Consider the following 13,645-nt stretch of genomic DNA (forward strand, 5'->3'; position numbering starts at 1 on the left):
ATGAGGGACGGCGAGTCCTGTCATTAAGTGTTCGCTGATCGAACATATTCATGCCGCTGCCAGCAATAAAAGCCGGTACTGCAAGAAGGGCTTGCCACCTGGCCAGGGTTGCCGGAGCTTGCGGAACCGACCTCAATCCCCCCAGGCGACGGTTCATCAATAAGAAAGGCGCAGGCGTTGGCATGCTAGGGAGTGGCCACAAAAAAGCCGTCGCAGGGACGGCTTTTTTGTGGTCCGCGACAGGCTATCAACGCCGGGTCAGCAAGACCCCGGATTCCATGTGGTGGGTCCACGGGAACTGGTCGAACATCGCGCAGCGGGTGATGCGGTGGGTGTCGTGCAACTGGGCGATGTTGGCCGCCAGCGTCTCCGGGTTGCACGAGATGTACAGGATGTTGTCGAAGCGTCGGGTCAGCTCGCAGGTGTCCGGGTCCATGCCGGCGCGCGGCGGGTCGACGAACACGCTGCCGAATTCGTAGCTCTTCAGGTCCACGCCTTGCAGGCGGCGGAACGGACGCACTTCGTTCAGCGCCTCGGTCAGCTCTTCGGCGGACAGACGCACCAGGGTGACGTTCTCCACCGCGTTTTCGCCGAGGTTGCTCAGGGCCGCGTTGACCGAGGTCTTGCTGATCTCGGTGGCCAGCACCTTGCGTACCCGGGTGGCCAGGGGCAGGGTGAAGTTGCCGTTGCCGCAGTACAGCTCCAGCAGGTCGTCCGGGCGATCGCCCAGGGCGTCGTAGGCCCAGTTGAGCATCTTCTGGTTGACCGTGCCGTTAGGCTGGGTGAAGGCGCCTTCCGGTTGGCGGTAACTGAAGGTGCGCCCGCCGACTTCGAGTTTTTCCACCACGTAATCGTGGCCGATCACTTCGCGCTTGCCCTTGGAGCGGCCGATGACGCTGACGTTCAGCTCGGTCGCCAGCTTGCTCGCCGCGGCGTGCCAGTGTTCGTCCAGCGGGCGGTGATAACACAGGGTGATCATCGCGTCGCCGGCCAGGGTGGTGAGGAACTCGACCTGGAACAGCTTGTGGCTCAAGGCGCTGCTGGCTTGCCAGGCGGCCTTGAGTTGCGGCATCAGCTGATTGATGCGCTGGCTGGCGATCGGGAACTCCTCGATCAGGATCGGCGTGCGTTTGTCTTCCTGGGAAAACATCGCGTAATGACGCTCGCCGGCTTCGCGCCACAGGCGAAACTCCGCGCGCAGGCGGAAGTTCTGCAGCGGCGAGTCGAAGACCTGTGGCTCGGGGGCATCGAACGGCGCCAGCAGTTCACGCAGGCGCGCGACCTTGTCGGCGAGCTGGGTGGCGTAAGCCTGGGAATCGAAAGTCATGCGTTGAACCAACCCAACTTGATCACAAACAGTACCGACAGGATCACCAGCGGCGCGTTCAACTCACGGGCGCGGCCCGACAGCAGCTTGATCGCGGTCCAGGCAATGAAGCCGAAGGCGATGCCGTTGGCGATGGAGTAGGTGAACGGCATGGCCAGGGCGGTGACTACCACGGGCGCGGCGACGGTGATGTCGTCCCAGTCTATTTCCGCCAGGCCCGAAGTCATCAGCACCGCGACGAACAGCAGCGCAGGCGCGGTGGCGAAGGCCGGCACGCTGGCCGCCAGTGGCGAGAAGAACAGCGCCAGGAGGAACAGGATCGCCACGACGATGGCGGTCAGGCCGGTGCGGCCACCGGCGCTGACGCCGGCTGCGGATTCGATGTAGCTGGTGGTGGTCGAGGTGCCCAGCAGGGAACCGGCCATGGCCGCGGTGCTGTCGGCGATCAGGGCCCGGCCCATTTTCGGCATGTGGCCGTCCTTGCCCATCAGGCCGGCGCGCTTGGCGACGCCGATCAGGGTGCCGGAGTTGTCGAACAGGTCGACGAACAGGAAGGCGAAGATCACGCTGACCAGGCCGATGTCCAGCGCGCCCTTGATGTCCAGTTGCAGGAAGGTCGGGGCCAGCGAAGGCGGCATCGAGGTCACGCCGCCAAACGGGGTGAAGCCCAGGGCGATGGAGACGATGGTCACCGACAGGATGCCGATCAGTACCGCGCCGCGGACCTTCAGGGCTTCCAGGGCGACGATCAGGGCGAAGCCCAGGGTCGCGAGGATCGGTGCCGGTTGCTTCAGATCACCGAGGCCGACCATGGTCGCCGGGTTGCCGACCACGATGCCGGCGTTGTGCAGGGCGATCAGCGCCAGGAACAGGCCGATACCGGCGGCGATCGCCGAGCGCAGCGGCAGTGGGATGCTGTTGATGATCCATTCGCGGATCTTGAAGATCGACAGCAGGAAGAACAGCACCGCCGAAATGAACACCGCGCCCAGCGCCACTTGCCAGGTATGGCCCATGTGCAGGACCACGGTGTAGGTGAAGAAAGCGTTCAGGCCCATGCCTGGAGCCAGGGCGATCGGGTAGTTGGCGATCAGGCCCATCACGGTCGAGCCGATGGCGGCGGCCAGGCAGGTGGCGACGAACACCGCACCCTTGTCCATGCCGGTCTCGCCGAGGATGCTCGGGTTGACGAAGAGAATGTAGGCCATGGCCAGGAAGGTCGTGAGGCCCGCAAGAATCTCGGTCCGCACGTTGGTGTTGTGTGCCTTGAGTTGAAACAGCCTTTCCAGCATGTCTGCTCCCCGTGGCGCGCTGGGCGCCGTGAATGTATCGACCCAGACAGCAAAGCACAGACCATAAAAAAGCGTCCGGGGATTTTGTGCGGGTCGGAAAAAGCCGCGCATCATACCAGCAGCGTAAGGCTATGGCTGCGATCGTCGGCGATGTTTTGCCCGGGTGGCGACTGGGGCATACTGCGCCGACGTTTTGGGGGGACTTATGCACAGCACGATAAAAGCGATGACCTTGGCGGTAGTGGCCAGCAGCCTGTGGTTGGGGACGGCGCCGGCCATGGCGCGTTCCGCACCGCCCTTGAGCCAGGTGGAAATCCTCAAGGTCGAGTCGCCGTCCTGCGGCCTGGAGGATGTGTCGGACGGGCGCGACAAGACCGCCTGCGATCACCAGGGGCCGAACATCAAGGTGTATGTGCTGGAAATCGGCTACGGCCGCCAGCCCCGGGTGGCGCTGGACGGCTTCGAGGTCAACGGCACCCGCGCGGCGGTCTGCGAAGAAGGATCGAGCCTGGTGCCGTGCGGCAATTCCGGGATCACCGTCGGCTACATCTATACCTTCGACCTGGCCGGCAAGCAGGAAGGCACCTTCACCTTCAGCAACACCTCGCTGAATGCGCCGGGCAACAGCATGAGCGCGCAAATCTACATCAAGTAACGGCAGCGTCCGAACGCGGAGGGCTTTAAAGCTGACTAAGCTTTAAAGACCCTACCGCGGACACAGCCCATGACCTTTAGAGCCCTGATTCCCCTCGCCGAGGGTGTCGACGACCTGCAAAGCGTGACCCTGATCGATGTGCTGCGCCGCGCTCAAGTCGAAGTGCTGGTGGCCAGTATCGAAGGGCGGCGCATGCTCACCTGCGCCCGCGGCACCCGGATGACCGCCGACGGCATGCTGGTGGATGTGCTGGCCCAGAACTTCGACCTGATCGTGCTGCCCGGTGGCGCGGTTGGCGCGCAGCACCTGGCGGCCCATCAACCGCTGATGCAATTGGTCAAGGACCAGGCCGCCGCCGGGCGCTTGTTCGCCGGCATCGCCGAAGCACCGGCCCTGGCCTTGCAGAGTTACGGGGTGCTGCGCCAGCGGCGCATGACCTGCCTGCCCAGCGCCAGCCATCAGCTGTCGGGCTGCAACTTCGTCGACCAGCCGGTGGTGGTGGATGGTAACTGCATCACCGCGCAAGGCTCGGGGGCGGCCCTGAGTTTCGCCCTGACCCTGGTGGAGCAACTGTGCGGCAGGGGCCGGCGGACGGTGGTGGAGGGGGAGTTGCTGGTTTAGCGATCAGCAGACATGAGCGGCAATGGGCTCGATGCGCGGTAACAAGGCTTGTTCGGTCTGCCAGATATCGTAGTCCGCCTGTACCGCCAGCCAGACCTTGGCTTTACCTATTCCGGCGCGTTCCAGCCTTACCGCCAGTTCCGGCCGGATCGGCGCGTGACCGTTCAGCACCTTGGAGAGATGGGGGCGGGCGTAGCCAAGATGCCTGGCCAGTTCCGTCACGCTGACTCCCAACTCGGGCAATACGTCCACACGCAGTGTTTCACCGGGATGTGGCGGGTTGTGCATGGGCATGATCCTGCCTCCTGTTCAGTGGTAATCCAGATAGTCGACCAGCTCGATATCCGAACCCGTAAAACGAAAAATCACTCGCCAATTGCCCGATACGGTCAGTGACCAGTATTCGCGACGCTCGCCCTTGAGCGGATGCAACCGCCATCCCGGGAGGTCGAGGTCGTCAGGCTCTGTCGCGTGATCCATGAAAGGCAGCATGCGCGCCAGGCGCCTCGCATGATCGGCTCGGATCCCTCGAGTCGATCCCGTTTCATAGAAGGCCTTGAGGCCTTTGTGCTGAAAGGATTTGATCATGCGGCGAGTGTAAGGCGATACCTTACACTCTTCCCATCGGATATGTATTGCAGCGCGTGAATCGGACGATCAACGGCGACGTCCTGTGAGCTTCCTGCCTGTCTCGAATCAGGCCTTGGCTTCTTCTTCCGCCGGCGCATGCATACGATCGCGATGGGCCAGGGTCGGGAACAGTTTTATCCACACCCCGGTCACCAGCAGGGTGCCGACTCCGCCGAGGACCACCGCCGGCACGGTGCCGAACCAGTGGGCAGTGAGCCCGGACTCGAACTCGCCGAGCTGGTTGGAGGCGCCGATGAACAGGCCGTTCACGGCGCTGACCCGGCCACGCATTTCGTCCGGGGTTTCCAGCTGTACGAAGGAGGCGCGGATCACCATGCTGATCATGTCCGCCGCGCCCAGCACCACCAGCACCGCAAGCGAGAACCAGAACGAGGTCGACAGGCCGAAGGCGATGGTGGCAACGCCGAACACACCGACCGCGGTGAACATCACTCGCCCGACATGGCGGTCGACGGCAAAGCGCGCCAGCCACAGCGACATCAGCAAGGCCCCCACCGCCGGCGCCGAGCGCAGCAGGCCCAGGCCCCAGGCGCCGGTGAGCAGGATGTCCTTGGCGAACACCGGCAGCAGCGCGGTGGCGCCGCCCAGCAGCACGGCGAACAGGTCCAGGGAAATCGCCCCGAGGATATCCGGGCGGCTGCGAATGAAGCGCACCCCGGCGAGCAGCGAGTCCAGGGTGGCCTTGCCCTTGTTCAGCGGCGTCTGCCGCGCGGGCAGGTTGAGCATCAGGCAGCAGGCGATCACATACAGCAGCACGGTCGGGCCATAGACCCACACGCTGCCAAAGGCGTAGAGCAGCCCGCCGAGGGCCGGCGCGACGATGGTCGCCGATTGCTGGGCGGACTGCGCGGCCGCCACGGCGCGGGGGAACAGCGCGCTGGGCACGATGTTCGGCAGCAGCGCCTGGGTGGTCGGCATCTCGAAGGAGCGGGCGGCGCCGAGCAGGAAGGCGAGGATGAAGATCATCTCGCGGGTAACATGGTGGGTGGCGCTGCCGATGGCCAGGGACAGGGCGATCAGCGCCTGTAGCGACTGGCAGATGGCCGCCACCTTGCGCCGGTCATAGCGGTCGGCCACATGCCCGGTGTGCAGCATGAACAGCACCCGCGGCGCGAACTCCACCAGCCCGACCAGGCCCAGGTCGAGCACGTTGCCGGTCAGTTGGTAGAGGTTCCAGCCAATGGCCACGGTGAGCATCTGGAAGCCGCTGGCGGTGAAGATCCGTGCCAGCCAGAAGGCAATGAACGGACGGTGATGGCGAAGCAGCAGAGGGTCTTGGCTGGGCATCTGAAAGGCAGGTCTGGGCGTGGAGTAGGGCGAGGTTATCACCAAGATGTAACCAATAGTTGCGCAATTGTTAGCTCCGCATCTATCCCTTTTGTTCGGAACAACCCAATCCCTGTAGCCGCTGCCGCAGGCTGCGAAAAGGGCCGAAGGACCTTCGACGGCGCAGAAATCGCCACGACCGCTCCGGCCGATCGCAGCCGGCGACAGTTGCTACAGGGAGAGCAAAACTTCGGAGAAACCCCGTTCTTGACGTGGTGAGGCAACCTGTCACGCGACAAAAGACCACACAAACCAACGGCGAAAATAGGACTACTCTTTCAGCGTTGATTGATCCAGATCAAAACCTTTTCCAAGGTTAGGTCTGGCGGCCAGATGGCCAGACTCCCTGCGTTGCGATGGGTTTAAAAAGAACGAATTCGAATTCGCCACACTCCAGATCCGTGGGGGCAGTGGGTGCAGGCCTCCAGCCGGCAGCCGGTATTACCTGACAGAGGAAAGCTTATGTTCGGTTTGGAGGCACTAGATCTCGCCCGAATTCAGTTCGCGTTCACCATCTCGTTCCACATCCTGTTCCCCGCCATCACCATTGGTCTGGCGAGCTACCTGGCGGTGCTCGAAGGTTTGTGGCTCAAGACCCGCGACGATACCTACCGTGACCTGTACCACTTCTGGTCGAAGATCTTCGCCGTCAACTTCGGCATGGGGGTGGTCTCGGGCCTGGTCATGGCCTACCAGTTCGGCACCAACTGGAGCCGCTTCTCCGACTTTGCCGGTTCCGTTACCGGGCCGCTGCTGACCTATGAAGTGCTCACGGCCTTCTTCCTCGAAGCCGGCTTCCTCGGCGTGATGCTGTTCGGCTGGAACCGGGTCGGGCGCAAGCTGCACTTCTTCGCCACCGTGATGGTGGCCATCGGTACGCTGATCTCGACCTTCTGGATTCTCTCGTCCAACAGCTGGATGCAGACCCCGCAAGGCTACGAAATCATCGACGGCCGAGTGATTCCGGTGGACTGGCTGGCGGTGGTGTTCAACCCGTCGTTCCCGTACCGCCTGGCGCACATGGCCACGGCCGCCTTTGTCGCCACCGCGTTCTTCGTCGGTTCGTCCGCCGCCTGGCACCTGCTGCGTGGCCGCGATAACCCGGCAATCCGCCGCATGCTGTCGATGGCGATGTGGATGGCCCTGATCGTCGCGCCAATCCAGGCTGTGATCGGCGACTTCCATGGCCTCAACACCCTCAAGCACCAGCCGGCGAAAATCGCCGCGATCGAAGGTCACTGGGAAAACGTCGGTAACGAACCGACCCCGCTGATCCTGTTCGGCTGGCCGGACATGAAGGAAGAAAAGACCAAGTTCGCCGTCGAGATCCCGTACCTGGGCAGCATCATCCTCACTCACTCGCTGGACAAGCAGGTGCCGGCGCTCAAGGAATTCCCACCGGAAGACCGGCCGAATTCGACCATTGTGTTCTGGTCGTTCCGGATCATGGTCGGCCTGGGCATGCTGATGATCCTCACCGGCCTGTGGAGCCTGTGGCTGCGCAAGCGTGACCGCATCTACCAGAACCGCGCGTTCCTGTACCTGGCGTTGTGGATGGGCCCATCCGGCCTGATCGCGATCCTCGCCGGCTGGTTCACCACCGAGATCGGCCGTCAGCCGTGGGTGGTCTATGGGCTGATGCGTACTGCGGACGCTTCGTCCGGGCACAGCCTGATGCAGATGAGCATCACCCTGGCGCTGTTTGTCGTGGTGTATTTCTCGCTGTTCGGGGTCGGTATCGGCTACATGATGCGCCTGGTGCGCAAGGGGCCGAAGACCAACGAAGGCGCGGAAGTCAGCCACGGTGGTCCTGGCCAGAAACGCACACCGGCCCGTCCGCTGTCGGCCGCCGACGACGATGCCGAAGACAACGGCACCAGCCTGAACAAGGGGAATTGAGTCATGGGTATTGATCTTCCGCTGATCTGGGCCGTGATCATCATCTTCGGCATCATGATGTACGTGGTCATGGACGGGTTCGACCTGGGCATCGGGATTCTCTTCCCGTTCGTCAAGGACTCCCGCGACCGTGACGTGATGATGAACACCGTCGCCCCGGTCTGGGACGGTAACGAAACCTGGCTGGTCCTGGGCGGTGCCGCGTTGTTCGGCGCCTTCCCGCTGGCCTATTCGGTGGTGCTCTCGGCGCTGTACATGCCGCTGATCCTGATGCTCATCGGCCTGATCTTCCGCGGCGTGGCCTTCGAGTTCCGCTTCAAGGCCAAGGAAGCCAAGCGCCACATCTGGGACAAGGCGTTCATCGGCGGTTCGCTGGCAGCGACTTTCTTCCAGGGCCTGGCGCTGGGTGCCTTCATCGATGGCCTGCCGGTGGTCGACCGCCAGTACGCCGGCGGTTCGCTGGACTGGTTCACGCCGTTCACCCTGTTCTGCGGCGTCGCGCTGGTGGTGGCCTATGCCTTGCTCGGCTGCACCTGGCTGATCATGAAGACCGAAGGCAAGCTGCAGGAGCAGATGCATGACCTGGCGCGGCCGTTGGCCTTCGTGCTGCTGGCGGTGATCGGTGTCGTCAGTATCTGGACGCCACTGGCCCACCCGGAAATCGCTTCGCGCTGGTTCACCCTGCCGAACCTGTTCTGGTTCCTGCCGGTGCCGATCCTGGTGCTGGTGACCATGTACGGCCTGCTGCGCGCCGTGGCCCGCAATGCCCACTACACGCCGTTCCTGCTGACCCTGGTGCTGATCTTCCTCGGCTACAGTGGCCTGGGCATCAGCCTGTGGCCGAACATCGTGCCGCCGTCGATCTCGATCTGGGACGCCGCCGCGCCGCCGCAAAGCCAGGGCTTCATGCTGGTGGGCACGCTGTTCATCATCCCGTTCATCCTGGGTTACACCTTCTGGAGCTACTACGTGTTCCGCGGCAAGGTCACCCATGAAGACGGCTACCACTAGTCAATGCGCCGCTCCCTGTGCGGGAGCGGACGTGCTCGCGATGGCGCCCGAGCGACGCCATCGTCTCCATTCCGAGAGGAGTATTCGATGATGGCTGGCAAACCCACGTTGCAGGAAATCGAAGAAGCCGAGAAGAAACCGCTCTGGCAGCGCCTGGGCTGGCTCGCCGGGATCTGGGTCGGCAGCGTGCTGGCGCTGTTTATCGTCGCCAGCCTGATGCGCATGTTCATGAACGCCGCGGGCCTGACCACGCACTGATTTTCACCACCGCTCATCCCATCCCGTTGCCTTGCGGCACGGTTTTATAACCCTCCTCTGGAGGGTTTTTTTTGGCCTGGGGTTTTATGAGAAAGGGGGGCTGGCGATGGCCGTGCAGTCGACCGCGAATGGGTCGGCTGCCGGGGGGATTATTTGCGCGCCTTGAGGATCACGAACTTGGGCGTGGCGGCCACTTGCTCGACGCCGCGGAACAGCCGCGCCAGCTTGCTGTGATAGCCCAGGTGACGGTTGCCGACGATGTACAGCGCGCCGCCCACCACCAAGGCTTCGCGGGCCTGCTGGAACATGCGCCAGGCGAGGAAGTCGCCGACCACCTGCTGCTGGTGGAAGGGCGGGTTGCACAGCACCACGTCCAGCGACTGCGGCTCCTGTCCGGCCAGGCCGTCGCCGGCGCGCACGGTCACTTCGCGCTCGCCCAGGGTTGCGCGCCAGTTCTCCAGGGCCGATTGCACGGCCATGAAGGACTCGTCCACCAGGGTGTAGTGGGCATCGGGGTTGTGCAGGGCGCTGGCGATGGCCAGCACACCGTTGCCGCAACCCAGGTCCGCGACCCGGGCCTTGCCGAGGTTTTTCGGCAGGTGCGGGAGGAAGGCGCGGGTGCCGATATCCAGGCCTTCGCGGCAGAACACATTGGCGTGGTTGAGCAGCTCGATGGCGGGCTCGTCGAGCTTGTAGCGGGTCGGGTAGGGCGAAACCGCCGGGGTTTTCGCCTCCGGCGTGGCGATCAGCAAGCGGGCTTTTTTCACCGCCAGCGAGGCCTGTACCGGGCCGATATAGCGCTCCAGCAGATCGCCGGCGGCCCGTGGCAGGTGCTTGACCATCGCCGCCGCCACCACCTGGGCGCCCGGCGCCAGTTGGCCTTGCAGGCGGATCAACTGTTCTTCCAGCAGGGCCAGGGTCTTGGGCACGCGGATCAGAACGCGGTCGAACGGCCCGGTCAACGGCTCGCTGGCCGGCACCACCGTGACGGCGTCGAATAGCTGGCCATTGCGCACCAGGTTTTTCTCCAGCGCCAGCGCGCCGAGAAACGAGTCGCCGCTGCTGCGCACCTGCACCCGTCCGACCAGGCTGGCCGCCAGCGCGCCGAAGCTGTCGTTGAGGACCAGCACCCGGGTATCCGTCGTCGGCTGCTGTTCGGCCAGGTGATTGAGCAGGTACTCGTCCGCCGCGTCGAAAGCTTGCAGGGGCTCGTTCTGTTGTTCGGGCTGGCGGATCAGGTCGAGCTGGGCGAAGGGGCTTTCGAGCAGGGGCATGGGACGGACTCTTGGTAATCGGTGAATGTCCTGCCGGCGGAAGGGGCGCGATGCGGGCTGGACCGTTCGGGCAGGTGGCGCGCAGGCCGCGTGGCAGCTGCCCGAAGAGGGGGCCAATGGTACTTTTTTTTGCGCTCGATTGCCCGCGCTCTATGCCATTACAAACCACCGGTGTTTCTGTCGCGCGCTTTGCGGGACACTAAGGGCATTCGCTTATTGGAGCCTGCCATGACTGCCAGTGCAGAAAAATACACGCGCCAGACCTTGCTCGACGTCCAGCCCCTGACTCCCAGCCTGTTTACCCTGCGCACCACGCGGGACGCGGGTTTTCGCTTTCGCGCCGGGCAATTCGCCCGCCTGGGGGTGACCAAGGCCGACGGCAGCACGGTGTGGCGGGCGTACTCCATGGTGTCTTCGCCTTTTGATGAGTTTCTCGAGTTCTTCTCCATCGTCGTGCCCGGCGGCGAGTTCACCAGTGAGCTGAGTCGGCTGGGGGAGGGCGATACCCTGATGGTGGACCGGCAGGCGTTCGGTTATCTGACCCTCGACCGTTTCGTCGATGGCCGCGACCTCTGGCTGCTGTCCACCGGCACCGGGATCGCGCCTTTTGTTTCGATCCTCCAGGACTTCGAAGTCTGGGAGAAATTCGAGCGGATCATCCTGGTCTACAGCGTGCGCGAGGCCAAGGAGCTGGCTTATCAGCAATTGCTGGCCGAGCTGAAGCAGCGCGATTATCTGGCGGAAGTTGCCCACAAGCTGCAAGTCATCACCACGGTAACCCGGGAACAGCATCCGGGCAGCCTCAATGGGCGGATCACCCATTTGATCGAAAACGGTGAGCTGGAGCGCGTCGCCGGTGTGCCGCTGAGCGCCGAGCACTCGCGAGTGATGCTCTGCGGCAACCCGCAGATGATCGACGACACCCGCGCCCTGCTCAAACAGCGCGACATGCACCTGAGCCTGACCCGGCGGCCCGGGCAGGTGGCGGTGGAAAACTACTGGTAAAAAAATGGCGCCGCCTGACTTGCAGGGGCGCCGTTTTGTTGCGGCACAAGCCTCAGGGCTTGTTGTTCTGCGCCTTGAGCAGGTCGCGGATCTCGCCCAGCAGCGTTTCTTCCTTGGTAGGAGCGGCCGGTGCCACGGCTTCTTCACGCTTCAGGCGGTTGATCACTTTCACGCCCATGAAGATGGCGAAGGCAACGATGATGAAGTCGATCAGGCTCTGGATGAACTTGCCGTAGGCCAGCACCACGGCCGGTGTCTCGCCGACGGCGTCCTTGAGCGTGATCGCCAGATCACTGAAGTCCACCCCACCGATCAGCAAGCCGATTGGCGGCATCACCACATCGCCAACAAACGACGAGACGATCTTGCCGAATGCGGCGCCGATGATAATACCGACGGCCATGTCGACCACATTACCTTTGACCGCGAAGGCCTTGAACTCACTTAGCACGCCCATAGGTTATTCCTTGTTACAGATGAGGTTGGTGAACGCAGTGTAATTCAGCAAAAGGCATCTTGCTTGCAACAACTGCTTACAGCGTTCGGAGTTATCGACCGGGTTAACGGCAAATAGTTTACAAAGTGCCATCAATCGCGCGCGAAATACTCGCGCTTGCTCTTTCATACCAGAATATTTTTTCAATCAGACTGTTGCGACCTTTCTATTTAGATTTCGACTCTTTGGTCACTAGCCTCTGACAGGCGCACCTGGATGCGTTTGATTAAAACCAGAGGAATAAAACATGACCATGATCATTGGCCTTGGGAGTTTTTCCCAACGACGCATAGTGGGCGTACTCGCCGCCAGTATGCTTTCTCTTTCCGTACAGGCCGCCACTCTGACCCGCGATAACGGGGCCGCGGTAGGCGATAACCAGAACTCGCAGACCGCAGGCGCTACCGGACCGGTATTGCTGCAGGACGTGCAGTTGATCCAGAAGCTCCAGCGCTTCGATCGCGAGCGCATTCCAGAGCGGGTGGTGCATGCCCGTGGTACCGGTGCCCATGGTTCCTTCACCGTGACCGACAGCCTGAGCGACCTGACCAAGGCCAAGGTATTCGCCGCCGGCCAGGTAACGCCGGTATTCGTGCGTTTCTCCGCGGTAGTGCACGGCAATCATTCGCCGGAAACCCTGCGTGACCCGCGCGGTTTTGCCACCAAGTTCTATACCGCCGACGGTAACTGGGACCTGGTCGGTAACAACTTCCCGACTTTCTTTATTCGTGACGCGATCAAATTCCCGGACATGGTTCATGCGTTCAAACCTGATCCGCGCACCAACCTGGATGACGATTCCCGTCGCTTCGATTTCTTCTCCCATGTTCCGGAAGCCACCCGGACCCTGACCGAGCTGTATTCCAATTCCGGTACTCCGGCCAGTTACCGGGAAATGGACGGTAATGGCGTGCACGCCTACAAGTTGGTGAATGCCAAGGGCGAAGTGCATTACGTGAAGTTTCACTGGAAGAGTTTGCAGGGCATCAACAACCTCGATCCCAAACAAGTGGTCGAGGTGCAGGGGCGTGATTACAGCCATATGACCAATGACCTGGTCACCCATATCAACAAGGGCGATTTCCCTAAATGGGACCTGTATGTCCAGGTCCTGAAGCCGGAAGATCTGGCCAAGTTCGATTTCGATCCGCTGGATGCCACCAAGATCTGGCCGGGCGTGCCTGAGCGCAAGGTCGGGCAGATGGTGCTCAACCGCAACCCAGCCAACGTGTTCCAGGAAACCGAACAAGTAGCCATGGCCCCGGCCAACCTGGTGCCGGGCATCGAGCCGTCGGAAGACCGCCTGCTGCAAGGCCGGGTGTTCTCCTATGCCGATACCCAGCTGTACCGCCTGGGCGCCAACGCCCTGCAATTGCCGATCAACGCGCCGAAAGTCGCGGTGAACAACGGCAACCAGGACGGCGCGATGAACAGCGGCAGCACCAGCACCGGCGTGAACTACCAGCCGAGCCGCCTGATGCCGCGTGAAGAGCCGCAAAGCGCGCGTTACAGCCAGCTGGCGCTGAGTGGCAGCACCCAGCAGGCGAAGATCCAGCGCGAGCAGAACTTCAAGCAGGCCGGCGATCTGTATCGCTCGCTGAGCCAGAAGGAGCGTCAGGACCTGATCGAGAACTTCGGCGGCTCCCTGGCGACCACCGATGACGAGAGCAAGCACATCATGCTGTCGTTCCTCTACAAGGCCGATCCTGAGTACGGCACCGGCGTGACCAAGGTGGCCAAGCCGGCGTCTGCACCAGGGAGTGGACGAAGGTGCCGGTATTGAGATTGCGGATCCGCACCTGGGTCTGCTCGCCAGTGGCCTTGACCAGG

Annotated in this window: 14 protein-coding genes; 7 read left to right on the top strand and 7 right to left on the bottom strand. The window is 62.7% G+C overall.

The annotated features are described in order from the left end of the window. Positions 1-247: 247 nt before the first annotated feature. Positions 248-1,327 (bottom strand): tRNA (uridine(54)-C5)-methyltransferase TrmA, encoded by a 1,080-nt coding sequence (gene trmA, locus PVZ78_RS28225; RefSeq protein ID WP_016703714.1) that lies wholly within the window; start codon positions 1,325-1,327, stop codon positions 248-250. Beyond that, on the bottom strand, positions 1,324-2,619 hold the full coding sequence (locus PVZ78_RS28230; RefSeq protein ID WP_007930015.1) for an NCS2 family permease: 1,296 nt from the start codon (positions 2,617-2,619) through the stop codon (positions 1,324-1,326). Before PVZ78_RS28230 ends, trmA begins: the two co-directional genes overlap by 4 nt. 205 nt (positions 2,620-2,824) lie before the next feature. On the opposite strand from PVZ78_RS28230, the gene PVZ78_RS28235 reads away from it, so the two are divergent. Both PVZ78_RS28235 and PVZ78_RS28240 read left to right on the top strand, forming a co-directional pair. Next, complete coding sequence (locus PVZ78_RS28235) at positions 2,825-3,274, top strand: DUF4879 domain-containing protein (RefSeq protein WP_124335581.1); 450 nt, start codon at positions 2,825-2,827, stop codon at positions 3,272-3,274. Positions 3,275-3,343: 69 nt separating this feature from the next. Then, positions 3,344-3,895 (top strand): DJ-1 family glyoxalase III, encoded by a 552-nt coding sequence (locus tag PVZ78_RS28240; RefSeq protein WP_009050978.1) that lies wholly within the window; start codon positions 3,344-3,346, stop codon positions 3,893-3,895. Positions 3,896-3,898: 3 nt separating this feature from the next. Here the strand turns inward: PVZ78_RS28240 and PVZ78_RS28245 are convergent, their stop codons facing one another. The 3 genes from PVZ78_RS28245 to PVZ78_RS28255 all read right to left on the bottom strand — a co-directional run bounded on the left by PVZ78_RS28245 (position 3,899) and on the right by PVZ78_RS28255 (position 5,833). Beyond that, positions 3,899-4,189 (bottom strand): HigA family addiction module antitoxin, encoded by a 291-nt coding sequence (locus tag PVZ78_RS28245; RefSeq protein ID WP_016703712.1) that lies wholly within the window; start codon positions 4,187-4,189, stop codon positions 3,899-3,901. A 15-nt stretch (positions 4,190-4,204) separates the two neighbouring features. Beyond that, the gene (locus PVZ78_RS28250) at positions 4,205-4,483 is read right to left on the bottom strand and encodes a type II toxin-antitoxin system RelE/ParE family toxin (RefSeq protein WP_009050976.1); all 279 of its coding nucleotides are present in this window, start codon (positions 4,481-4,483) and stop codon (positions 4,205-4,207) included. 108 nt (positions 4,484-4,591) lie between these two features. Next, positions 4,592-5,833, bottom strand: a complete 1,242-nt coding sequence (locus PVZ78_RS28255) for an MFS transporter (protein WP_273829608.1) — start codon at positions 5,831-5,833, stop codon at positions 4,592-4,594. Positions 5,834-6,334: 501 nt separating this feature from the next. Here PVZ78_RS28255 and PVZ78_RS28260 point away from each other — a divergent pair. The 3 genes from PVZ78_RS28260 to PVZ78_RS28270 all read left to right on the top strand — a co-directional run bounded on the left by PVZ78_RS28260 (position 6,335) and on the right by PVZ78_RS28270 (position 9,040). After that, positions 6,335-7,771: a cytochrome ubiquinol oxidase subunit I gene (locus tag PVZ78_RS28260; RefSeq protein WP_009050974.1), complete on the top strand. Its 1,437-nt coding sequence runs from the start codon at positions 6,335-6,337 to the stop codon at positions 7,769-7,771. A 3-nt stretch (positions 7,772-7,774) separates the two neighbouring features. After that, a complete protein-coding gene (gene cydB, locus PVZ78_RS28265; protein WP_009050973.1) occupies positions 7,775-8,782 on the top strand; it encodes a cytochrome d ubiquinol oxidase subunit II in 1,008 nt (335 codons plus the stop codon). 90 nt (positions 8,783-8,872) lie between these two features. Then, complete coding sequence (locus tag PVZ78_RS28270) at positions 8,873-9,040, top strand: DUF2474 domain-containing protein (protein WP_023969448.1); 168 nt, start codon at positions 8,873-8,875, stop codon at positions 9,038-9,040. Between the two features lie 149 nt (positions 9,041-9,189). On the opposite strand, the gene PVZ78_RS28275 is transcribed toward PVZ78_RS28270, so the two are convergent. Beyond that, positions 9,190-10,314, bottom strand: a complete 1,125-nt coding sequence (locus PVZ78_RS28275) for a methyltransferase (RefSeq protein ID WP_009050972.1) — start codon at positions 10,312-10,314, stop codon at positions 9,190-9,192. A gap of 228 nt (positions 10,315-10,542) precedes the next feature. On the opposite strand from PVZ78_RS28275, the gene PVZ78_RS28280 reads away from it, so the two are divergent. Beyond that, positions 10,543-11,319, top strand: a complete 777-nt coding sequence (locus tag PVZ78_RS28280) for a ferredoxin--NADP reductase (RefSeq protein WP_016703709.1) — start codon at positions 10,543-10,545, stop codon at positions 11,317-11,319. 52 nt (positions 11,320-11,371) lie between these two features. On the opposite strand, the gene mscL is transcribed toward PVZ78_RS28280, so the two are convergent. Beyond that, positions 11,372-11,776, bottom strand: a complete 405-nt coding sequence (mscL, locus tag PVZ78_RS28285; RefSeq protein ID WP_016703708.1) for a large-conductance mechanosensitive channel protein MscL — start codon at positions 11,774-11,776, stop codon at positions 11,372-11,374. A gap of 286 nt (positions 11,777-12,062) precedes the next feature. Between mscL and katB the strand changes: the two genes are divergently transcribed. Then, positions 12,063-13,598 carry a catalase KatB gene (gene katB / locus PVZ78_RS28290; protein ID WP_273829609.1) on the top strand — a complete coding sequence of 512 codons (1,536 nt, stop codon included), beginning with the start codon at positions 12,063-12,065 and terminating at the stop codon, positions 13,596-13,598. The last annotated feature ends 47 nt before the right edge of the window (positions 13,599-13,645 follow it).

This window comes from Pseudomonas sp. SBT1-2, assembly GCF_028640875.1.
GTDB classification, from domain to species: Bacteria; Pseudomonadota; Gammaproteobacteria; order Pseudomonadales; family Pseudomonadaceae; genus Aquipseudomonas; species Aquipseudomonas chlororaphis_I.